The following is a 20370-nucleotide window of genomic DNA, read 5'->3' as shown; positions in this document are numbered from 1 at the left end:
CAAGGAGGCCTTCACGGACCATCAACCTTCACCTGGCCGGCCAGTAGACGGCGTGCCAATTGCCGTCCGCGGCGACCGCGCCGCCCGCGATCGTCCCGTCGAGGCCGATCAGTTCCGCCCGGCTGTACCCACCGCCCGGCAGCGTGCCGAGGTCGGTCCGCACCCCGTTCGCGTCCCAGAGCGCGGCGTTGCCCGCGATGCCGACGACTCGCCCCCGCCCGTCGATGTCCATGGCGTTGCCGCCGGTGCCGGCCGTGGAGAGCAGGGTCATCGTGCCGTCGGCGGCCCACCGCACCGGAGTGGAGAGGGAACCGTTCGGGGAGTCGACGTAGCCCATTCCGACCGAGACCCCGGAACCGTTGACCTTGTAGACCTCCGTGGCATACGGGTTCGCCCAGCCGAGTTCGATCATGCGGCCGTCGGTGGTCCACTTCACGGCCGCGTACCGGTCGTTGATCGTGGTGCGGCCGACGATCTCGCCGGAGGCGTTCAGGCCGCCGAACCAGCTGTCCTCGGTCGCCGGACCGAGCATGGTCACCGCCCCGGACGCGTCCCAGCGCAGGACCCGGATGCTGCCGTCGTCCCCGTAGAGCCGCCCGCCGATGAACCGGCCGTCGCGGCTGATCGCGGACGCGGAGTAGCTGCCCGCCACCGGTGGGGCGGCGAGCATCGTGACGTTTCCGGACGGGTCCCAGCGCAGTCCGCGCTCCTTGCCCGTGTCGTCCGTCCCCGATCCCACGATGACACCGAGGGCGCTGATCCCGTGGGCTTCCCAGGTCCGGCCGCCCGGCAACGCGGGGAGTTCCGTGACCGCGCCGTCCGGGGCCCAGCGCACGGCCCGGTTGTTCAGCCCGTGGTCGAGTGAAGTGCCGACGGCCACTCCGCTCCCGTTGATCGCCTTCGGTGACCCGTAGCCGCCGCCCAGCGACGGCAGCACGGAGATCTTGCCGCTCCGGTCCCATCTCACCGCCGTGCACCAGTGCGTGTGCGGCTCGGTGCTGCAGGATTCTCCGACGAGCTGACCTCGGTCCCCGACCGCGGTCACGTCGGTCCGCTCGTCACCGGGCAGGAGACCGAGATCGATCGGCCCGGTCGCCGCGGCCGCCACCGCGGGGACGGACAGCGGGAGGGCCACCGCCGCCACGACCAAGGTGAGCAGACGTTTGCCTTGTTGGATGTTCATGGTTCCCCTAGGCGGCTCCCCATGGCCCCGCGCTCTGCGAGACCGACTGCCGCACTGGGGACACGCCCGAGAAAAGTGACAGGTTGCCCTTAAGTGTCAACTTGTCAGGCGTGTTCCGCGGCGGCCGCCCCTTCCAGGCCCAGCAGGCTGATCGACTGCTCCCGCATCTCGACCTTGCGCACCTTCCCGGTCACCGTCATCGGGAACTCCTCGACGACGTGGACGTAGCGCGGGATCTTGTAGCGCGCCAGCTTCCCTTCGCAGAACTCGCGCACCGCCTCGGCCGTCAGCGGCGCCGCACCCTCGCGCATGCGGACCCACGCCATCAGCTCTTCGCCGTACTTCTCGTCCGGGACGCCGATGACCTGCGCGTCGAGGATGTCCGGGTGCGTGTAGAGGAACTCCTCGATCTCCCGCGGGTACAGGTTCTCCCCGCCGCGGATGACCATGTCCTTGATGCGGCCGGTGATGTTGACGTACCCGTCGGCGTCCATGATCGCGAGGTCTCCGGTGTGCATCCACCGCGCCGCGTCGATCGCCTCGGCCGTCTTGTCCGCCTGCTCCCAGTAACCGAGCATCACCGAGTAGCCGCGTGTGCAGAGTTCACCCGGCTCACCACGCGGCACGGTCAGCCCGGTCTCCGGGTCGACGACCTTGATCTCCAGATGCGGCCCGACCCGGCCGACCGTCGACACCCGCCGCTCCACCGAATCGTCGGCGCGGGTCTGGGTGGACACCGGTGAGGTCTCGGTCATGCCGTAGCAGATCGACACCTCCGTCATGCCCATCCGGTCGATGACCTGCTTCATCACCTCGACCGGACACGGCGAACCCGCCATGATCCCGGTCCTCAGCGAGGAAAGGTCGTGGGAATCGAAGTCCGGGTCGGCCAGTTCGGCGATGAACATCGTCGGAACCCCGTACAGCGACGTGCATTTCTCCGCCGCGACGGCTTCCAGCGTGGCCTTCGGCTCGAACGCGGGCGCCGGGATCACCATGCAGGCGCCGTGACTGGTCGCCGCGAGATTGCCCATCACCATGCCGAAGCAGTGATAGAAGGGAACGGGGATGCAGATCTTGTCGGCTTCGGTGTAGTTGCAGAGTTCGCCGACGAAGTAGCCGTTGTTGAGGATGTTGTGATGGCTGAGCGTGGCGCCCTTGGGGAAGCCCGTGGTGCCGGAGGTGTACTGGATGTTGATGGGGTCGTCCGCGGAGAGTTCGCTCTGGCGCTTGGCCAGTGGCGCGTGGTCGGCTTTGCCGCCGATCTCCAGCAGTGACGGCCACGCGGGGCTGTCGAGCAGCACGACGTGTTCCAATGCCGGGCAGTTCGGCCCCGCCTCGGCGATCATGCCCGCGTAGTCCGAGGTCTTGAACGAGTTCGCGGCCACGATGAGCTTGATCCCGGCCTGGTTCAGCACGTATTCGAGTTCGTGCGAACGGTACGCCGGGTTGATGTTGACCAGGATCGCGCCGATCTTCGCGGTGGCGTACTGGACGCAGGTCCATTCCCAGCGGTTCGGCGACCAGATGCCGACGCGGTCGCCCTTCGCGATGCCGAGGTCCAGCAGCCCGAGCGCGAGCGCGTTCACTTCGACGGCGAATTCGGTGTAGGTCCAGCGTTTTCCCGCCACGCGGTCGACCAGCGCGGTTCGGTCACCGAAGGCGGCGACGGTCCGGTCGAAGTTGTCGCCGATGGTGTCCCCCAGCAGCGGGGCGTCCGAGATTCCCGATGCGTAGCTTGGCAAGGCGGGGGTGTCGGCCATGGAAACTCCTGCGTTCGGCGGTAGCGACGCGTCGAGTTTAAGAAGCGCGGGTGACCCCGGCCACCTGCAAGTGGAGACCCGCGCCACCTCAGGGAAAACCCGGAGGCCGGGTTCACCCGCTCCGGATATCGTCGAGGACATGCGCCTCTACATCGTCGACGCCTTCACCTCCGAGGCCTTCGCCGGCAACTCCGCCGGAGTCGTGCTCCTGGACTCGCCGGGCGACGCGAGCTGGATGCAGTCCGTCGCGGCCGAGTTGAAGCACGCCGAGACGGCCTTCGTCGAGGTCGGCGGCGAAGGCCCGAAGTCGCTTCGCTGGTTCACGCCGGAGACCGAAGTCGACCTGTGCGGACACGCGACGCTGGCCACCACGCATGTCCTGGGCGGCGAGCAGACTTTCACGACGAGAAGCGGCGAATTGCGCTGCCGGGCCGAGGACGGCTGGGTGTCGATGGACTTCCCGTCGGATCCGCCCCGCGAGTCGGACGACGATCTGTCGTCGATCCTGCCCGGGTGTGAGTTCGAATACGTGGGGCGGAGTCACCAGAACCTCTTCGCGGTGACGGACGATGCCTCCGTCGTCCGCTCCCTCGAACCGGATCTCGCCGCGCTGCGCGCCCACTGGACCGGACGGCTGATGGTCACCGCGCCGGGTGACGTCGACGGGATCGACTTCGTCACCCGGTTCTTCGCGCCGGGAGTCGGCATCGACGAAGACCCGGTCACCGGCTCCGCGCACTGCGTCCTCGCGCCGTACTGGGCGGCTCGCCTCGGCCGGGAGAAGCTCGTCGGCGAGCAGGCTTCCGCACGCGGTGGCATCGTCCGGATGAACCTCGACGGCGACCGCGTCCTTCTTTCGGGGCAGGCGGTCACCGTGGCCAGTGGGGAGTTGCACGTCTGATGCGCTTGATCCTGAACGTCATCTGGCTCGTGCTGTGCGGCCTGTGGATGGCACTCGGCTACCTCGTCGCCGGCATCATCTGCTGCGTCCTGATCGTCACCATCCCGTTCGGACTGGCGTCGTTCCGGATCGCGGCCTACGCGCTGTGGCCGTTCGGCCGGACGGTGGTCGACCGACGCGGCGCCGGCGCCGCGTCGACGATCGGCAACGTCATCTGGTTCATCTTCGCCGGGCTTTGGCTCGCGATCGGGCATGTGCTGACCGGTGTCGCGTTGTGTATCACGATCATCGGGATCCCGCTGGGCGTGGCGAACTTCAAGATGATCCGGGTCTCGCTGATGCCGCTCGGCAAGGAGATCGTCGAGCTGCCATAACGGCTCAGTCCTCTGGCTCCCACGGCAGCGAAACGATGAGACAGGGGCCGCCGACGAACAATCCGCCGTCGATCCCCAGCGCCTTCCCGCCCGCGTAGAGGTACGGTCCCTCGATCTGCGCCGGGTGGATGCCGAGCTGGTCGGCGATGACGCTGTGCCCGTGCACGATCCGCTCGCCGCCGAGCCGGTCCATCAGCTGCTGCGCGACGTCGGCGCCTTCCGGCCCGCGGAAGGCGTACCGCGTGGTCATCCGCCGCCACACGTCCCACCACGCCTGGATGTCGCTGCCTTCGAGGATTTCGCGGCCGCGTGTGTTGATCTCTTCGATGTCGTCGCCCCAGCCGAGGTACTCGAGCGTGTCCGAGTGCATCAGCAGGTGGTCCGCGGCCAGCGTCAGCATCGGGCGAGAAGTCAGCCATTCGATGTGTTGCGGTGTGAGTCTGTCCTGGTCGCCGAGCAGCCCGCCGTTGATCTCCCAGCTGCGGGCGAAGCTGCGCGGCCCGAAGTCGGACGGCACCTCCGTGTCGCCGAAGTGGTACATCCCGAGCAGCAGGATCTCGTGGTTGCCCAGCAGCGTCCCGCAGTGCCCGCCCGCTTTGGCCGCCTGGCGTTCCAGCCGCATCACCAGGTCGATGACGCCGACGCCGTCCGGCCCCCGGTCGACGAAGTCGCCGAGGAACCAGAGGGTGGCTTCACCGCCGGCCCAATCGTCGTCGGCGTCGAGCAGCCCCTTCTCCCGGAGCGCTTCGGCCAGCTCGTCCCGGTGTCCGTGCACGTCACCGACCACGTAGGTCGGGGACGCGGGCTGATCGTCGTGCATCTTGTGACGATAAGCCCTCCGCTCGCCGCCGCGCCCCTCAGCCTTCGCCGAACGGGTCGCCGGTGCGGCCGACGAGATCGGCGATCGAGTCGATGATCATGGTGGGCCGGTACGGATAGTGCTCGGCGCTCTCCCGGCTGGAGATGCCGGTCAGCACCAGGATCGTCTGCAGCCCGGCCTCGATTCCCGAGTGGACGTCGGTGTCCATCCGGTCGCCGATCATCAGCGTCGACTCCGAATGCGCGCCGAGCCGCCGCAGCGCCGAGCGCATCATCAGCGGATTCGGCTTGCCGACGTAGTACGGCGAACGGCCGGTCGCCTTTTCGATCAGCGCGGCGACCGAGCCGGTGGCGGGCATGGAACCCTCCACGCTGGGGCCGGTGGCGTCCGGGTTGGTGGCGATGAACTTCGCGCCGCCCTCGATCAGCCGGATCGCGCGGGTGATCGCGCTGAAACTGTACGTGCGCGTCTCACCGAGGACGACGTAGTCCGGGTCGCGTTCGGTCAGCACGTAGCCGACTTCGTGCAGCGCGGTGGTGAGCCCGGCCTCGCCGATCACGAACGCCGAGCCGTTCGGCCGCTGCGACGCGAGGAACTTCGCGGTCGCCAGCGCGGAGGTCCAGATGGCTTCCTCGGGGATGTCCAGACCGGTCCGCTCGAGCCTCGCCCGCAGGTCACGCGGGGTATAGATCGAGTTGTTGGTCAGCACCAGGAACCCGATGTCGTTGGCGCGCAGCTCCTTGAGGAACTCGTCCGCGCCGGGCACGAGGTGCTCCTCCTTGACCAGCACGCCATCCATGTCGCTGAGGTACGTCCAACGGCGCTCGTTCATGTCTTCCACCCTAGTGATCGGGAGCCGCGTGAACAGCCACGGACGCCGCCTTGACCGAAAGATTGACCGGTGTCCCGGGTTCGAGCGCCAGTTCGGCCACCGCGGCGGGGGTCAGATCGGCGGCCAGCCCGGCCGCCCAGTCGTCCCCGCGCGTCCGGACGCGGATCACCGGTCCGTGTGGTTCGAGCGCGTCGACGACTCCCTCGACGGTGTTGCGCGGGCTGCCCCGATGCGCACCGTCCTTCAGGTACACGGCGACGGCGCTGGGCGCGAACACCGCGACCGCCGGTTGACCGCCGTCGACGTCCTCCGCCGGGATCCCGGCCAGCGGCAACCCGCCTGACGTGCGCAAACCGCCTTCGACCGCGACGCCGGGCACCAGGTTCAGCCCGGCGATCCGCGCGGTGAACGCCGTCCGCGGCGCGGCCAGCACCTTGCGGGTCTCTCCGCGTTCGACGATCCGGCCGTCGTCGAGGACCGCGACGTGATCGGCCAGCGCGAGGGCGTCGAGCGGGTCATGGGTGACCAGCACGGTCGGCGGCCCCGAGCGCAGCACTCGCCGGAGCAGCCCACGGATGGCGGGCGCCGCGTCGACGTCGAGTGCGGCGAAAGGCTCGTCGAGCAGCAGAAGTCCCGGCTCGGCCGCCAGCGCCCGCGCGATCGCGACCCGCTGAGCCTGGCCGCCGGAGAGCTGCGCGGGCTTGCGGTCCGCGAGTTCCAGTGCGTCCACTTCGGTCAGCCACTCCCGCGCGCGCCTTCCCGACTCGGCGCGCCCCGCACCTGTCGACCGGGGTGCGAAGGCGACATTGTCCAAAGCGGACAGATGCGGGAAGAGCAGGGCGTCCTGGGAGAGCAGGCCGATGCCGCGCGCGTGCGGCGGCAGACCCGTCAGACCGCGGCCGGCCAGGGTGATCCGCGCCCGATCGGGCCGGAGCAGCCCGGCGAGGCAACCGAGCACACTGGACTTTCCCGAACCGTTCGGTCCGAGCAGCGCGAGCACACCGCCGTCGGGTACTTCGAACTCGACGGACAGTTCGAAGTCGCCGCGCCGGAGGCCGATCTCGGCCGAAAGGGTCACGACCGGACTCCTTCGAGCGCGCGCGGCCGGGCGAGCGCGATCACCGCGACGGCCACCAGGATCAGCAGCAGGGCCAGCGCGACGGCGCTGTCGACGTCGACCTCGGCCTGGGTGTAGACCTCCAGCGGGAGGGTCCGGGTGACGCCTTCCAGACTGCCGGCGAAGGTGATCGTGGCGCCGAATTCGCCCAAGGCCCGCGCGAAGCTGAGCACGATCCCCGAGCCCAGCGCAGGCATCAGGAGCGGCAGCGTGACCCGGCGGAACACCGTCCATGGCTTCGCGCCGAGCGTCGAGGCGACCCGCTCGTAGCGGTCACCGGCGCCGCGCAGCGCGCCTTCGAGACTGACCACGAGGAACGGCATCGCGACGAACGTCTGCGCGATGACCACCGCGGCCGTGGTGAACGGCACCTGCTCGCCGGTCAGGGTGGTCACCAGGATGCCCAAGAAACCCTTGCGGCCCAGCAGGTACAGCAGGGCGAGCCCGCCGACCACCGGCGGCAGGACCAGCGGCAGCAGCACCACCGCGCGCAGCACGCGGACGCCGCGCGCCCCCGACCGCGCGAGCACCACGGCGAGCGGGACCCCGAACAGCACACAGGCCACAGTGGACAGTCCGGCGGTGGTGAGCGAGAGCTTGAGCGCGTTCAGCGACGACGACGAGGCGATAAGACTCGGGAAGCGGGCGAGGTCCGAGCGCACCAGCAGCCCGACGACCGGCAGCACCACCAGCGCCAGCGCGCAGACCGCCGGCGGCCAGAGCACCCACGGCACCCTGGTCGCCGCGTTTCGTCCTCTGAACGCGGGGTCAGGGCGCGCCAAAACCGGCCTTCGCCAGCTCCTGCTTGCCCTCCGCGCCGAGGACGAAGTCCCTGAACAGCCGGGCGAGCTGGGTCTCGGGAGCGTCCTTCACCACCGCGATCGGATAGCTGTTGACCGCATCCGCCGACTCCGGGAAGTCGACCTTGTCGACCTGCGCGGCGGCCGACGTCGCGTCGGTGACGTAGACGAGTCCGGCGTCGGCGTCGCCGGACCGCACCTTCGCGAGCACCGACTTGACGTCCTGCTCCTCGCTGGCGGGCTTGAGCGTGACCCCGGAGGCCTGCTGGACCTTCTTCGCCGCCGCCCCGCACGGCACCTGTGGCGCGCAGACGACCACGGTCTGCCCGTTCTTGGCGAGGTCCGCCAGGCCTTTGATGCCCTGGGGATTGCCCTTGCCGACGGCGATGGCGAGCCGGTTGGTGGCGAACACCGACGGCTGCCCGTCGATCACCTCGCCCTTGGTGGCCTTGTCCATATTGGCTTGGTCGGCGGAGGCGAACACGTCGGCCTTCGCGCCCTGGGTCAGCTTCTGGACCAGCGCCGAAGAACCCTCGAAGCTGAACTTCACGGTCACGCCGGAGTTCTGCGCCTCGAACCGCTTGCCCAGCACGCCGAACGACTCGGTCAGCGACGCCGCCGCGAACACGGTGAGCGTCCTCGACTCGATCGTCGCGGTGACGGGTTGTCCCGGACCACAGGCCGTCGCGGCCAGTGCCAGCGCGAGCAGGGCGGGGACGAGTCTCCTCATCGGCTTCCCTCCGGGGTTTCGACCACGACGGTGGTCGCCTTGACGACGGCGACCGCGAGCACGCCGGGCCGCAGCCCGAGTTCGCGGACGGCCTCGGCGCTCATCAGCGAGACCACGCGATGCGAGCCGCACTGGAGTTCGACCTGTGCCATCACCTTGTCCGTGACGACCTCGGTGACCAGGCCGACGAACCGGTTGCGCGCGGAACGGCCGACGCCGGAGGGGTCCTCGGGCTGCTCGGCCTGCGCCTTGGCGAACGCGGCGAGTTCGGCGCCGTCGACGACCTTGCGGCCCGCCGAGTCGTCGAAAGCGGTCAACTGGCCGGCGCGGACCCAGCGGCGGACGGTGTCGTCACTGACGCCGAGCAGACGAGCGGCCTCGGACAACCGGAATTGCGGCATGCCTGGGAGGCTACTTCCGCAGATGCGGAAAAGCTACGGACGCGGGGAATCGCCGAGCAGTTCATGGCGGAGCTCGTCGAGCATCGCGCTCTGGAATCGTTCGAGCACTTTCCGCTCGTCCGGAGAGAACTGTTCGAGGAGCGCCTTCATGCTCGTGTACGCGGATTCGAAGAGCGGCGCGTGCCGTTCCATGGCACCGGGAACGACCTCGATCAGCACTTTCCGGCGATCGACGGCGTCGCGGACGCGGCGAGCGAGACCCGCCTTCTCGAGTCTGTCCATGACGCCGGTCACAGCACCTGTCGACAGGCCGGTCAATTCAGCGATCCTGCCCGCCGTCAACGGTCCCGGCGCCTGTCCGATGAGTTCGAGTGCTTTGTGGTCGGTGGCCGACAGGCCCATCCGTTCGGCGATGCGCGCGTGCCGGAGGACGGTCAGCGTGCTGCCTTCGCGGCCGAGATGGGCGAATCTGGCCAATTCCTCCGCCGAGAGCGGATATTTCGCCATCCGGAAAACCCTTCGGGGAAGAAACCAGGCCAAGCGGCGATCCGGTACGAAAGGCATTCTAGACAGTCGGTTTTTCCCGCTTCGGGGTTAGTCTGGTGGTAATGACAGCAGTCGATCTCGGGTTTCCCCGTGTCCCCGGTACACGCGGCGGCCCAACCGTGCCCAGGCCGGACAATCCCGCCCTGATCGACACCTTCGGCCGGGTCGCGACCGATCTGCGGGTGTCGCTCACCGACAAGTGCAATCTGCGCTGCACCTACTGCATGCCCGCCGAAGGGCTCGAGTGGATGCCGAGCGCGGACGTGCTCTCCGACGACGAACTCGTGTTCCTGCTCCGGATCGCCGTCGAACGGCTCGGTGTCACCGACATCCGGCTCACCGGCGGTGAACCGCTGCTGCGACAGGGCCTGGAGCATATCGTCGAGCGCGTCGCCGCACTCGAACCGCGGCCGCGGCTTTCCATGACCACCAACGGGATCGGGCTCGCGAAGCGCGCGAAGTCCCTTGCCGACGCCGGGCTGGACCGGATCAACGTCTCGCTGGACACCGTCGATCGCGCGCTGTTCGAGACGATCACCCGGCGCGACAGGCTTTCGCACGTGCTCGCCGGGATGGCCGCCGCCCGCGAGGCCGGACTGGATCCGGTGAAGGTCAACGCGGTGCTGATGCGCGGACTGAACGAGGACCAGGCCGTGCCGCTGCTGCGGTTCTGCCTCGCCGAGGGCTACCACCTGCGGTTCATCGAGCAGATGCCGCTGGACGCGCAGCACGGCTGGAGCAGGCGCGACATGATCACCGCCGAGGAGATCCTCGGCATGCTCGGCGAGGAGTTCTCGCTGTCGCCGTACCCCGCCGCCCGCGGTGGGGCGCCCGCCGAACGCTGGCTGGTCGACGGCGGTCCCGGCGACGTCGGCGTGATCGCGTCGGTGACGCGGCCCTTCTGCGGCGCCTGCGAACGGACGCGGCTTACCGCCGACGGCGCGGTGCGCTCGTGCCTGTTCAGCAACGACGAAACCGACCTCCGCGCCCTCGTGCGCGCGGGCGCGCGCGAAGAAGAGGTGGCGGACGCGTGGCGGGCGACCATGTGGGGCAAGCTCGCCGGGCACGAGATCAACGAGGCCGGCTTCGCGCAGCCGATCCGGCCGATGAGCGCGATCGGCGGCTGACATGGTGACCATCGTGGTGCGGTACTTCGCCTCGGCTCGCGCGGCCGTCGGCGTCGACGAGGAGAAGGTGACCCTGCCGGACGGCGCGCGCGTCGCCGACGCCGTCGCCCGCCTCCGCGAACTACACCCCGAGAAGCTGCCGAAGCTGCTCGAAGCCGTCTCGTACCTGCTGGACGGCGTCGCCGTGCGGGATCTCACGCGACCACTGACCGAAGCCGCCGAACTGGACGTCCTTCCCCCGTTCGCGGGCGGCTGACCTGCGGAAACGGGGGAAAACGATAGCAAAGGTCCCTTGCTCCCCCGCGAGGCGTTCCAGGGCCTTTGACCTGCAGTCCGTTCCGAATTCACCATCCGGACGCCGAAGCCGCCGAGGATGCGCCAGTGATCACTCCCCGCCGTGTCCTCGCCGCACTGCTCGCGGCCGTCGCCGCCACGAGTCTGGCGACCGCCCCCGCCTCCGCTCACGGACACGGCGTCCGGCCGCTGCCACAGGCGCACAGCCACAACGACTACGAGCACGCCCGTCCCCTCCACGACGCGCTCGACCAGGGCTTCACCAGCGTCGAGGCCGACATCTTCCTCGTGGACGGGCAACTGCTGGTCGCGCACGACCTCGCGGACACACGGCCGGACCGCACCCTGGAGTCGCTCTACCTGGAGCCGCTTCGCAAGCGCGTCCTGGCCAACCACGGCGTGGGCGTCTACCGGCAACGGACGGAGTTCCAGCTGCTGATCGACGTCAAGGGCGACGCGAACAGCACCTACGCGGCCCTGGAGAAGCGGCTGTACGACCCGCGCTACTCCTTCCTCTTCTCTCTGTACGCGTTCGGACACGTTCAGAAGCGGGCGGTCACCGCGGTGATCTCCGGTGGACGGCCGAAGGACGTCATGCTCGGGCAGCGGGTCCGGCTCGCCTTCTACGACGGCCGGATCAAGGACGAGAACGACCTGAACATCGGCTCGGACCCCCGGCTGACCCCGCTGGTCTCCGATTCCTGGACCGGGCTGTTCACCTGGACCGGCGACGGTCCCTTCCCCGCCGCGGAGCGCGCGAGACTGCACGACATCGTCAAGCGGGCCCACGCGGCGGGTCAGCGGGTGCGTTTCTGGGCCACCCCGGACGCCGCCGGTCCGGCACGCGAGGCGTTGTGGAAAGAGCTGGTCGTCGCCGGGGTCGACCACCTGAATACGGACGACCTGGCAGGACTGGCGAACTTCTTGAGGGCTCGCTAAAGTGCGCGGCCCAATAGCGCGCGAAGGCGCACGAATGGGCCAGTCATCCCTTAATCCACGTGATGCAAGCCTCACGATCCGTGAATTATCTCGACTAGGAAACGGCCAGATAACGGCCCTCTGACCTGCATAAACGGCCGAATCGTTATGGGTTGCGTGCTGTTACTGTGATGTAGGTCACGCCTCGAATAATTTCCGATCAGGCCGTTCGTTACGTACCGTCGCTTTTCGGTTGGCCCCGACCGACCACGCAACACCGGGAACCCGTAGCGCCGAGCCCTGTCCAACGGATTCCCGGACCCAACCCCGAGCGAAAGCATTTCCGGACAGGGACGAGGGGACCGAGCCGACGCGGCGTGCGTCAGGCGAAGTCAGCCGGCCTGAGACGGCCGGCCAGGCCCACACGGGTCTTTCCCTCAGCACAGACTCGTAGGCGCAGGGAGCGAGATTTACTCACATGTCGTACCGAGGCAAGCACCGCAAGATGTCCGCCGCCACCCGCCACATCGCTCGCGTTGCCATCGCGGGCGTCGCGGTCGGCGCCCCCCTCGCCATCGCCGCGACCCCCGCGTCGGCGACCAACTGGGACGCCATCGCGCAGTGCGAGAGCAGCGGCAACTGGAACACCAACACCGGTAACGGCTACTACGGTGGTCTGCAGTTCTCGCAGAGCACCTGGCGTGCCTACGGTGGCACCGGTAGCGCCGCCAACGCGTCGCGTGAGCAGCAGATCGCCGTCGCCGAGCGGGTCCTGCAGGGCCAGGGCATCGGCGCGTGGCCGCACTGTGGCAAGAAGGGCGGCTCCGCCAGCCCCGCCAAGGCGAAGTCGGCCGCCCCGAAGGTCACCAAGAAGGTGACCCCGAAGAAGTCGACCGCCCCGGTCACCAAGCAGCAGGCTCCGGCCCCGGTCGCGACCAACGTCGCGAACTCCAACCCGGCGGGTGACTACACCGTCGTGGCCGGCGACACGCTGTCCAAGATCGCTTCCAAGTTCAACGTCCAGGGCGGCTTCCAGAAGCTGCAGGAGCTGAACAAGGAATACGTGCCGAACGCCGACTTCATCGTCGTCGGTCAGAAGCTCGCCACCAAGTGAGCTCATGAGCACCAGTAAGTCGTGATGCCCGCGGGATTCCCCGCGTGGCCAGGTCGCGACTGACAGAGCCCCACCGCGCCATTCCCCCGGCGGTGGGGCTCTGTCGCGTCCAGGGGTACCCGATCAAGGTGCCCAGGGTGCGGCAGGGGCTGAAGGGGCCTTTCCTCTTATCGCATGCGGCGAAGGGCGCTTTCGCCGCATGCGATGCGGGGAAAGCGCCCTTCAGCCCCCGCCGAGTCCCAAGCTCACCGCGCGCGAGATGGCCCCACGCGCGAGTCAGGGTGTTCACGACCGCTACGGCGAGTTGACCCACTCGTCGCTGCCATCGGTGAAGTGCTGGTGCTTCCACACCGGCAGCCGGGCCTTGACCTCGTCCACCAGCTCCGAGCACGCCGCGAAGGCCTGGCCACGGTGCTCGGCGGCCACGGCGCAAGCCAGCGCGACGTCTCCGATCGCCAGCGCGCCCAGCCGATGGCTGACCGCGACGGCCCGAACGCCGGTCCACTTCGCCGAGAGGTCCGCGACGACCTCCGCGAGCACCTCCGAAGCGGTGGGGTGTCCCTCGTAGGCGAGCCGGTCCACCGACCGCCCGCCGTCGTGGTCCCGCACGACCCCGCCGAAGGTGACGACGGCGCCCGCGGCCGCGTCGTCCACCAGCCGGGCGTGCTCCTCGACCGAAAGCGGCTCGTCGACCACCGCGACCCGTGCGACCCGAACGCTCATTGTGGTGCCTCCCGTGGGTGGTCGCCGCCCGCCAGCTGGTCGACGGCGTGGTCGAGGATCCCGTCCAGTACGCCCAGGCCGTCCTTCACACCACCGCGTGAGCCTGGGAGGTTCACCACCAGCGTCCGCCCGGCCACTCCGGCGACTCCGCGCGAGAGCACGGCCGTGGGCACAGCGGGCAATCCGGCGGCCCGGATCGCGTCCGCGACGCCGGGGAGCTCGTAGTCGAGGATCGCGCGCGTGACGTCCGGGGTGCGGTCGGTCGGCGAGATGCCGGTGCCGCCGGTGGTCACGATCACCTGGACCCCGGTCGCGACGGCCTCGCGCAGGGCCTCGCCGACGGGGTCGCCGTCCTCGACGACGACGGGGTCCGGCACGTCCCAGCCCCGCTCGGCGAGCCAGGCCGTGATGACCGGGCCGGTTTTGTCCTCGTAGACGCCCTTCGCGGCGCGGTTGGACGCCACGATCACCCTCGCGGCCCGGCTCATGGCCGCTCCCAGGTCCCGGTCTTGCCGCCGTCCTTGCGGATCAGGCGGACGTCGTCGAGGGTCGCCGCGGGATCGACGGCCTTGATCATGTCGTGCAGGGTCAGCCCGGCGACGGCGACCGCGGTCAGCGCCTCCATTTCGACGCCGGTCCGGTCGTTCGTCTTCGCGGTCGCGGTGATGTGCACGGCCGTCTCGGCGAGGGCGAATTCGACCTTCACCCCGGACAGCGCGATCTGGTGGCACAGCGGGATCAGCTCGGGCACCTTCTTCGCGCCCATGATGCCCGCGATCCGCGCGGTGGCGAGGGCGTCTCCCTTGGGCAGGCCGTCCGTGGCCAGCAGGCCGAGCACCTCGGCCGTGGTGTGCACGGTGCCGCCTGCCAGCGCGGTGCGGGCGGTGGGCGTCTTGCCGGAAACGTCGACCATACGGGCGGCGCCCGTATGGTCGACGTGGCTGAGTTCACTCACGCCCAGGAGGTTAGTCCTCAGAACATCCGCTGCTTCGAGCGAACCTCGTCGAGTGCCTTCTCGCGGTCCTGCCGCTGTCGCGGGGACATCGAGTCGAACAGCCCGCCCTTGTCCACTCCGCAGGCGGTGTCGTGCGCCGGCCGCTTGCCTTCCACGAGGAACCGGTTGACGGCGTTGTTGCCGCAAGCGTTTTCGTCGGTCAGCCAGACCCCGTGCCCGCCCTCGTCCACGGTCACGATCCGCGCCCGGTCGCCGAGGGCGCGGCGCATCTCCCTGGCCCCGCTCAGCGGAGTCGCCGGGTCACGCAGGTTCTGCACCATCAGGATGTTCGACGGTCCCCGGTCGCCGATCCGCACCGGCGGCTCGATCGACTCGGACGGCCAGAACGCGCAAGCCCAGATGTTCGCCCCGGCCGCGCCGAACATCGGGTACTTCACCCGATCCTTCGCGACATTGCGCTGATAGGTCGCGACGTCCTCCGGCCAGTTCGCGTCGTTGCAGACCACGTGCAGTTGCCCGGACAGCAGCTGCGCCACGTCGATCCCCGGCGTCTCCGCAGCTTGCTTCAAGACTCCTTCGCCGTCGAGCCCCTGCCACTGCTGCGCGAGCATGGGAAACGACCTCGTCGAGTACAGCCCGCCGAAGGTGGCGGCCCGGAACGCCGCGCCGTCCACACCCGGGACCGCCCCGCCGTCGAGTTTGGCGGCCAGTTCGTAGAACTTCGCCGTCACCTGCTGCGGAGTGCGACCCAATCCGTAACTGGCGTGCCGCGCCGCCGCCCACTTCGCGAAGTCCGGGAAGCGGTCCTCGAACCCTTCCGCCAGGCGACGCGAGGTAGCCGGATCGAGGCCGCCCGGGCTCGTCACGCTGTCGATCACGACGCGATCGGTCTGCTGCGGGAACAGCGTCGAGTACACGGCGCCGAGGTAGCTGCCGTAGGAGACGCCGTAGTACGAGAGCTTCTTCTCACCGAAGGCTTCCCGGATGCGGTCCATGTCGCGGGCGGTGTTGGCCGTGGTGATGTAGGGCAGGTTCGCCGCGGTCTTCGACTCACCGCACTGCTTCGCGATCACGGCCACCTGCGTCGCCCGCTCGGCGACCGCCGCCGCGTCACGCGCGTACGGCGGGACGTTGCTGGTCTGCTGCTCGGGTTTGAGATCGCAGGTCACCGGCGTGCTGCGCCCGATCCCGCGCGGGTCGAACCCGATGACGTCGTACGCGTCGAGCACACTCGTCGGCATGCCCGCCGCCCGCAGCCCGGCAGGCATGGTCAGCCCCGGACCGCCGGGGCCGCCCGGGTTCGTCAGCATGATCCCGCGCCGCTTCGCCGGTTTGGTGCTGGCGAGCTTCGACACGGCGATGTCGATGGTGGCGCCACCGGGATTCCGGTAGTCGAGCGGGACCTTCAAGGTGCCGCATTCGACGCCGGGCGCGGCCACGTCCTCCGGACACGGCCCCCAGTCCAACGACGAAACCGCGGCGGACGCCGTGGCCGGTACGAGTACCGCCACGGTCACCGCCGCGGCCGTGAGTGTCCCGATTCTGCTCAGGACAGAGTGCTTCATGCCCAACCCCCGTCAAGATCGACTTCTTGGTCGAAATCGAGCCTATGAGCGGGGCGGGTACGGAGTCGTCACCCTGAAGTCGGCCACGAGGTCGGCCTCAGTGATGACGCGGACACCGAATGGAGCAAGGGACCTTTGGTATCGCTTGCTCAGCGCTCGGCCGCTTTGGCCGCCTTCTTCACGGCTTCCGCGACGGCGGGGGCGACGGCGCTGTCGAAGACGCTCGGCACGATGAACGACGCGTTGAGCTTGCCGTTGTCCACGACGTCCGCGATGGCGTCGGCCGCCGCGAGCAGCATCGAGTCGTCGATGTGGTGCGCGTGCGCGTCGAGCAGGCCGCGGAACACGCCGGGGAACGCGAGCACGTTGTTGATCTGGTTCGGGAAGTCGCTGCGGCCGGTGGCGACGACGGCGGCGTGCTTCTGCGCCTCCAGCGGGTCGATCTCCGGGTCCGGGTTCGCCAGCGCGAACACGACGGCGTCGGACTTCATGGTCGCGACCTGCTCGGCCCCGAACAGGTTCGGCGCGGAGACCCCGATGAACACGTCGGCGCCGACGAGCGCTTCGTGCAGGGTGCCCGCCTGCTGCTCCTTGTTGGTGTGCTCGGCGATCCAGGTGAGGTTCTCGTCGAGGTTGCCGCGCGCGGAGTGCACGATGCCGTCGATGTCGGCGGCCACGACGTCGCCGGGCTTCTTGCCGAGCAGCAGACGGATGATCGCCGAACCGGCCGCGCCGACCCCGCTGACCACGATCTTGCAGTCCTCGATGTTCTTCCCGACCACGCGCAGCGCGTTGCGCAGCGCGGCGACCACGACGATGGCGGTGCCGTGCTGGTCGTCGTGGAAGACCGGGATGTCGAGCTGGTCACGCAGGCGCTTCTCGATCTCGAAGCAACGCGGCGCCGCGATGTCCTCGAGGTTGATGCCCGCGTAGACCGGGGCGATCGCCTTGACGATCTTGATGATCTCTTCGGTGTCCTGGGTGTCCAGGCACACCGGCCACGCGTCGACGTCGGCGAACTTCTTGAACAGCGCCGCCTTGCCCTCCATCACCGGAAGCGCGGCGGCCGGGCCGATGTTGCCGAGCCCCAGCACGGCCGAACCGTCGGTGACCACGGCGACGGTGTTCCGCTTGATGGTCAGGCGGCGCGCGTCCTCGGGGTTCGCGGCGATCGCCTGGCACACGCGGGCGACGCCGGGCGTGTACGCGCGGGAGAGGTCGTCACGGTTGCGGAGCGCGACCTTGGGGGTGACCTCGATCTTGCCGCCGAGGTGGATCAGGAACGTCCGGTCGGAGACCTTGCGGACCCGCACGCCCGGGAGCGAGTCCAGGGTCTGCGTGATGTCCTGCGCGTGGTTCTCCGACAGGGCGTTGGCACTGATGTCGACGACGATCGAGTCGGGATGCGACTCGACGACGTCGAACGCGGTCAGCACGCCGCCGACCCGGCCGACGGCGGTCGTCAGATCACCCGCCGCGGTGGACGACGCGGGGGCCTCCACCCGGACGGTGATCGAATATCCGGGACCGGGAACCGGCATGGCACTACCCCCGCTGAGGAACGCTCGAATAGGTCGATCGAAAACCTACTCCCGTGACGACCGCCACGAAGCCCCGCAGGGGGTGACTGACCAGTAACTTCTTACTTGTTGATCTCGGTCTCGGGGTGCACGTAAGGCACGCTCTCGAGGGGAAAGGTCACGTCACCGAACGGGGACAGCGCACCCTGCCGGTCGGAAGCCAGCTCGGTGACGGGGTGCTCCCCGTCTTCACCGGGCCACGTCGGGTCGATCCCCGCGCGCTTCTTGTTCTCGCCCTTCGCCACAACGTCCTCCCGAGCATGGTCAAGCCGTTCTCGACGCACAGTCTGCCCGAACGCGGCTGCCGGTCCACCACCCGCCCGGTATCCTGGTCTTCTATGCCTGCGCCCTCCCTGGCGGACTGGCTGCGCCAGGAGTCCGACGACGCACTCGCCGCACTGCTGCGCACGCGTCGCGACCTGTCCACGCCACCACCGTCCGACACCATCGTGCTCGCCACCCGGGCCGGCACGCCGGGCTCCGTCGCGCGCGCCTGCGAAGACCTCGACACCTTCACCCTCGCCGTGCTCGACGCCCTGCTGCTGGCCGGAGCGGACACCGATCCGGTCACCGCGGCCGAGGTCGCGCGGCTCGTGGGCGCCGAGATCGGCGAGGCGCTGACCCTGCTGCGCACCCGAGCGCTCGTCTGGGGCGAGGACGACGGACTGCGTGTCCCGCCGTCGGCCCGCGACGCGCTCGGGCCGTTCCCCGCCGGGCTGGGCGCGTCATCGTCCACGCTCGCCGGAACCGACATCGCGGCCGCGCTCGCGGAGATCGGCGAGGACGAACGCGCCCTGTTGACGACGCTGGCCGCCGGGCCGCCGATCGGCCGCACCCGTGACGCCTCGGCCGACGTCCCGCTGGAGCGCGCGCAGAACCCGGTCCAGCGGCTGCTCGCCCGCGGGCTGCTGCTGCGCCGGGACGATCAGACCGTCGAACTGCCGCGCGAACTCGGGATCGCCCTGCGCGGCGGCTCGGTGTTCGACCCGGCGTCGCTGCGCGAACCGGAACTCCCCGTACATCCGCATAATCTGTCCACAGTGGACGAGGCGGCCGCAGGCGAGGCGATGGAGTTCTTGCGCCAGACCGAAAACCTGCTTCGCGCGTGGTCGGCGACGCCGCCGCCGGTGCTGAAGTCCGGCGGCCTCGGCGTCCGCGAACTGAAGAAGCTCGCGAAGGATCTCGACGCCGACGAGACCCGCGTGACCCTGCTGGCGGAGCTCGCGGTCGGCGCCGGGCTGGTCGCGGACAGCGAGACGACTTCACCGGAATGGGTGCCGACGACGCTCACGGACACGTGGCTGGCGTCGCCGACGGCGCAGCGCTGGATGACGCTCGCGCAGGCTTGGCTCGAACTGCCCCGGCTGCCCGGCCTCGCCGGTGGGCGGGACGCGAAGGACAAGCCGATCGCGCCGCTTTCGGAAGATCTGCGACGGCCGCTGGCGCCGGTCTCGCGACGGCGGATCCTCCTCGCCTTGGCCGCGCTGCCCGAAGGCGCCGGCGTGAAGAGCATCGACGAACTGGTCGCGGCGCTCGCCTGGCGCGCGCCGCGGCGGGGCGGGCGGCTGCGGGACGAGACCGTCCGCTGGACGATGGCCGAAGGGTCCGCCCTCGGCCTGATCGGGCTCGGCGGGCTCACGACGGCGACGCGGGCCCTGCTGGCCGAGGACCGGCCCGGCGCGGTCGAGGCGATGCTCGACGCGCTCCCGCGGCCGGTGGACCACGTCCTGGTACAGGCCGATTTGACCGTCGTCGCGCCGGGACCACTGGAAGCCGAACTCGCGGCCGAGATGACCGCCGTCGCCGACATCGAATCGGCCGGGCACGCGACCGTCTACCGGATCACCGAGACCTCCGTGCGGCGTGCGCTCGACACCGGGCGGACCGCGGGCGAACTGCACGCGTTGTTCGCGGCCCGGTCGGCGACGCCGGTGCCGCAGGGCCTCACCTACCTGATCGACGACGTCGCCCGGCGGCACGGGCGGCTTCGCGGTGGCGCCGCCGAGTCGTTCCTGCGCTGTGACGACGCCTCGCTGCTCGCGGAGGTCATGGGCAGCCCGGTCGCGGCGGAGTACGGCCTGCGCATGATCGCGCCGACCGTGCTCATCAGCGTGTACCCGCTCGCCGAGGTCCTCGACGCTCTTCGTGCCGCTGGGTTCGCTCCGGCCGCCGAAGGGCCCGACGGGCGCGTCATGGACATCAGGCCGTCCGGACGTCGGCTGCCCGCGAAGGCGCGTGCCGCACGTCGGGCTCCTGGCGAGCAGGCCGGGCTGACCGACGAACAGGTCGGCAAGATCGTCGCGCACGTCCGAGCCGGTGACGCCGCTTCGGCGCGTCGTCGCGGTGAGACGGTGCGCGCGCCGCAGGGCGGTGGCGCCGGGGACACGTCCGCGACGCTGGCGTTGCTGTCACAGGCGACCATGGAGCGCCGCGAGGTGTGGATCGGCTTCGTCGACTCACGCGGGACGTCGAGCCAGCGCGTGGTGCGGCCGATGCGCGTCGGTGGCGGGGTCCTCGAAGGGACCGACAACGAACGCTACCCGCTGCACCGGATCACCTCGGCCGCCCTCGTCGAGGAGTGACCCGCCTTCGGATCTACGCATTTAGAGGACGAAACGCGGCGGGGA

General features: G+C 69.6%; 20 protein-coding genes and 1 pseudogene. 7 read left to right on the top strand and 14 right to left on the bottom strand.

Annotated features, from left to right (window positions below):
* Positions 1–28: 28 nt before the first annotated feature.
* Positions 29–1183 (bottom strand): hypothetical protein, encoded by a 1155-nt coding sequence (locus tag ACZ5ZX_RS14140; protein ID WP_465502398.1) that lies wholly within the window; start codon positions 1181–1183, stop codon positions 29–31.
* A 104-nt stretch (positions 1184–1287) separates the two neighbouring features.
* Positions 1288–2946, bottom strand: a complete 1659-nt coding sequence (locus ACZ5ZX_RS14135) for an AMP-binding protein (protein ID WP_465502397.1) — start codon at positions 2944–2946, stop codon at positions 1288–1290.
* Between the two features lie 139 nt (positions 2947–3085).
* On the opposite strand from ACZ5ZX_RS14135, the gene ACZ5ZX_RS14130 reads away from it, so the two are divergent.
* Positions 3086–3847 (top strand): PhzF family phenazine biosynthesis protein, encoded by a 762-nt coding sequence (locus tag ACZ5ZX_RS14130; RefSeq protein WP_465502396.1) that lies wholly within the window; start codon positions 3086–3088, stop codon positions 3845–3847.
* Positions 3847–4221 (top strand): YccF domain-containing protein, encoded by a 375-nt coding sequence (locus tag ACZ5ZX_RS14125; protein ID WP_465502395.1) that lies wholly within the window; start codon positions 3847–3849, stop codon positions 4219–4221. Before ACZ5ZX_RS14130 ends, ACZ5ZX_RS14125 begins: the two co-directional genes overlap by 1 nt.
* 4 nt (positions 4222–4225) lie before the next feature.
* Here ACZ5ZX_RS14125 and ACZ5ZX_RS14120 read toward each other — a convergent pair whose 3' ends face one another.
* Genes ACZ5ZX_RS14120 through ACZ5ZX_RS14090 form a run of 7 tightly spaced genes read right to left on the bottom strand, consistent with a single transcriptional unit; the run spans position 4226 to position 9428 of the window.
* Positions 4226–5041, bottom strand: a complete 816-nt coding sequence (locus ACZ5ZX_RS14120; RefSeq protein WP_465502394.1) for a metallophosphoesterase family protein — start codon at positions 5039–5041, stop codon at positions 4226–4228.
* A 37-nt stretch (positions 5042–5078) separates the two neighbouring features.
* Complete coding sequence (locus tag ACZ5ZX_RS14115; RefSeq protein ID WP_037318851.1) at positions 5079–5873, bottom strand: HAD-IIA family hydrolase; 795 nt, start codon at positions 5871–5873, stop codon at positions 5079–5081.
* Positions 5874–5883: 10 nt separating this feature from the next.
* The gene (locus tag ACZ5ZX_RS14110) at positions 5884–6951 is read right to left on the bottom strand and encodes a sulfate/molybdate ABC transporter ATP-binding protein (RefSeq protein ID WP_465502393.1); all 1068 of its coding nucleotides are present in this window, start codon (positions 6949–6951) and stop codon (positions 5884–5886) included.
* On the bottom strand, positions 6948–7724 hold the full coding sequence (locus tag ACZ5ZX_RS14105; RefSeq protein WP_465502392.1) for an ABC transporter permease: 777 nt from the start codon (positions 7722–7724) through the stop codon (positions 6948–6950). The genes ACZ5ZX_RS14110 and ACZ5ZX_RS14105 overlap by 4 nt, the downstream gene beginning before the upstream one ends.
* Before the next feature lie 34 nt (positions 7725–7758).
* A complete protein-coding gene (modA, locus tag ACZ5ZX_RS14100) occupies positions 7759–8520 on the bottom strand; it encodes a molybdate ABC transporter substrate-binding protein (RefSeq protein ID WP_465502391.1) in 762 nt (253 codons plus the stop codon).
* Entirely contained in the window at positions 8517–8921 is a 405-nt protein-coding gene (locus ACZ5ZX_RS14095) for a TOBE domain-containing protein (RefSeq protein WP_061984976.1), read from the bottom strand. Before ACZ5ZX_RS14095 ends, modA begins: the two co-directional genes overlap by 4 nt.
* A 33-nt stretch (positions 8922–8954) precedes the next feature.
* The gene (locus ACZ5ZX_RS14090) at positions 8955–9428 is read right to left on the bottom strand and encodes a MarR family transcriptional regulator (protein WP_465502390.1); all 474 of its coding nucleotides are present in this window, start codon (positions 9426–9428) and stop codon (positions 8955–8957) included.
* Between the two features lie 101 nt (positions 9429–9529).
* On the opposite strand from ACZ5ZX_RS14090, the gene moaA reads away from it, so the two are divergent.
* The 4 genes from moaA to ACZ5ZX_RS14070 all read left to right on the top strand — a co-directional run bounded on the left by moaA (position 9530) and on the right by ACZ5ZX_RS14070 (position 12920).
* Positions 9530–10594: a GTP 3',8-cyclase MoaA gene (moaA, locus tag ACZ5ZX_RS14085; RefSeq protein WP_465502389.1), complete on the top strand. Its 1065-nt coding sequence runs from the start codon at positions 9530–9532 to the stop codon at positions 10592–10594.
* Between the two features lies 1 nt (position 10595).
* Positions 10596–10850 (top strand): MoaD/ThiS family protein, encoded by a 255-nt coding sequence (locus tag ACZ5ZX_RS14080; RefSeq protein WP_465502388.1) that lies wholly within the window; start codon positions 10596–10598, stop codon positions 10848–10850.
* Between the two features lie 125 nt (positions 10851–10975).
* Positions 10976–11827 carry a phosphatidylinositol-specific phospholipase C/glycerophosphodiester phosphodiesterase family protein gene (locus ACZ5ZX_RS14075; RefSeq protein ID WP_465502387.1) on the top strand — a complete coding sequence of 284 codons (852 nt, stop codon included), beginning with the start codon at positions 10976–10978 and terminating at the stop codon, positions 11825–11827.
* Between the two features lie 457 nt (positions 11828–12284).
* Positions 12285–12920: a LysM peptidoglycan-binding domain-containing protein gene (locus tag ACZ5ZX_RS14070; RefSeq protein ID WP_465502386.1), complete on the top strand. Its 636-nt coding sequence runs from the start codon at positions 12285–12287 to the stop codon at positions 12918–12920.
* Positions 12921–13214: 294 nt separating this feature from the next.
* On the opposite strand, the pseudogene ACZ5ZX_RS14065 reads toward ACZ5ZX_RS14070, so the two are convergent.
* From ACZ5ZX_RS14065 to ACZ5ZX_RS14045, 5 genes and pseudogenes are all read right to left on the bottom strand, one after another.
* A pseudogene (locus tag ACZ5ZX_RS14065) lies at positions 13215–14131 on the bottom strand (molybdenum cofactor biosynthesis protein MoaE).
* Positions 14128–14598 (bottom strand): cyclic pyranopterin monophosphate synthase MoaC, encoded by a 471-nt coding sequence (moaC, locus tag ACZ5ZX_RS14060; protein WP_396563245.1) that lies wholly within the window; start codon positions 14596–14598, stop codon positions 14128–14130. Before moaC ends, ACZ5ZX_RS14065 begins: the two are co-directional and overlap by 4 nt.
* Positions 14599–14615: 17 nt before the next feature.
* Complete coding sequence (locus ACZ5ZX_RS14055) at positions 14616–16163, bottom strand: alpha/beta hydrolase (RefSeq protein WP_465502385.1); 1548 nt, start codon at positions 16161–16163, stop codon at positions 14616–14618.
* A gap of 149 nt (positions 16164–16312) precedes the next feature.
* On the bottom strand, positions 16313–17704 hold the full coding sequence (locus ACZ5ZX_RS14050) for an NAD-dependent malic enzyme (RefSeq protein WP_465502384.1): 1392 nt from the start codon (positions 17702–17704) through the stop codon (positions 16313–16315).
* Between the two features lie 101 nt (positions 17705–17805).
* A complete protein-coding gene (locus ACZ5ZX_RS14045) occupies positions 17806–17988 on the bottom strand; it encodes a hypothetical protein (RefSeq protein ID WP_037318042.1) in 183 nt (60 codons plus the stop codon).
* Between the two features lie 93 nt (positions 17989–18081).
* Here ACZ5ZX_RS14045 and ACZ5ZX_RS14040 point away from each other — a divergent pair, with 93 nt between their 5' ends.
* Positions 18082–20325: a helicase-associated domain-containing protein gene (locus tag ACZ5ZX_RS14040; RefSeq protein WP_465502383.1), complete on the top strand. Its 2244-nt coding sequence runs from the start codon at positions 18082–18084 to the stop codon at positions 20323–20325.
* Positions 20326–20370: the final 45 nt, after the last annotated feature.

This window comes from Amycolatopsis sp. NPDC033938 (genome assembly GCF_055575975.1).
Note: the sequence above shows the minus strand (reverse complement) of the source record. Positions and strands in the feature narration are given on the sequence as shown.

Excerpts from the sequence above, each read along its gene's own strand:
- ACZ5ZX_RS14140 (WP_465502398.1), bottom strand. The coding sequence starts at position 1,183 with ATGAACATCCAACAAGGCAAACGTCTGCTCACCTTGGTCGTGGCGGCG.
- ACZ5ZX_RS14135 (WP_465502397.1), bottom strand. The coding sequence starts at position 2,946 with ATGGCCGACACCCCCGCCTTGCCAAGCTACGCATCGGGAATCTCGGAC.
- ACZ5ZX_RS14130 (WP_465502396.1), top strand. The coding sequence starts at position 3,086 with ATGCGCCTCTACATCGTCGACGCCTTCACCTCCGAGGCCTTCGCCGGC.
- ACZ5ZX_RS14125 (WP_465502395.1), top strand. The coding sequence starts at position 3,847 with ATGCGCTTGATCCTGAACGTCATCTGGCTCGTGCTGTGCGGCCTGTGG.
- ACZ5ZX_RS14120 (WP_465502394.1), bottom strand. The coding sequence starts at position 5,041 with ATGCACGACGATCAGCCCGCGTCCCCGACCTACGTGGTCGGTGACGTG.
- ACZ5ZX_RS14115 (WP_037318851.1), bottom strand. The coding sequence starts at position 5,873 with ATGAACGAGCGCCGTTGGACGTACCTCAGCGACATGGATGGCGTGCTG.
- modA (WP_465502391.1), bottom strand. The coding sequence starts at position 8,520 with ATGAGGAGACTCGTCCCCGCCCTGCTCGCGCTGGCACTGGCCGCGACG.
- ACZ5ZX_RS14095 (WP_061984976.1), bottom strand. The coding sequence starts at position 8,921 with ATGCCGCAATTCCGGTTGTCCGAGGCCGCTCGTCTGCTCGGCGTCAGT.
- ACZ5ZX_RS14090 (WP_465502390.1), bottom strand. The coding sequence starts at position 9,428 with ATGGCGAAATATCCGCTCTCGGCGGAGGAATTGGCCAGATTCGCCCAT.
- moaA (WP_465502389.1), top strand. The coding sequence starts at position 9,530 with ATGACAGCAGTCGATCTCGGGTTTCCCCGTGTCCCCGGTACACGCGGC.
- ACZ5ZX_RS14080 (WP_465502388.1), top strand. The coding sequence starts at position 10,596 with ATGGTGACCATCGTGGTGCGGTACTTCGCCTCGGCTCGCGCGGCCGTC.
- ACZ5ZX_RS14070 (WP_465502386.1), top strand. The coding sequence starts at position 12,285 with ATGTCGTACCGAGGCAAGCACCGCAAGATGTCCGCCGCCACCCGCCAC.
- ACZ5ZX_RS14055 (WP_465502385.1), bottom strand. The coding sequence starts at position 16,163 with ATGAAGCACTCTGTCCTGAGCAGAATCGGGACACTCACGGCCGCGGCG.
- ACZ5ZX_RS14050 (WP_465502384.1), bottom strand. The coding sequence starts at position 17,704 with ATGCCGGTTCCCGGTCCCGGATATTCGATCACCGTCCGGGTGGAGGCC.
- ACZ5ZX_RS14040 (WP_465502383.1), top strand. The coding sequence starts at position 18,082 with ATGCCTGCGCCCTCCCTGGCGGACTGGCTGCGCCAGGAGTCCGACGAC.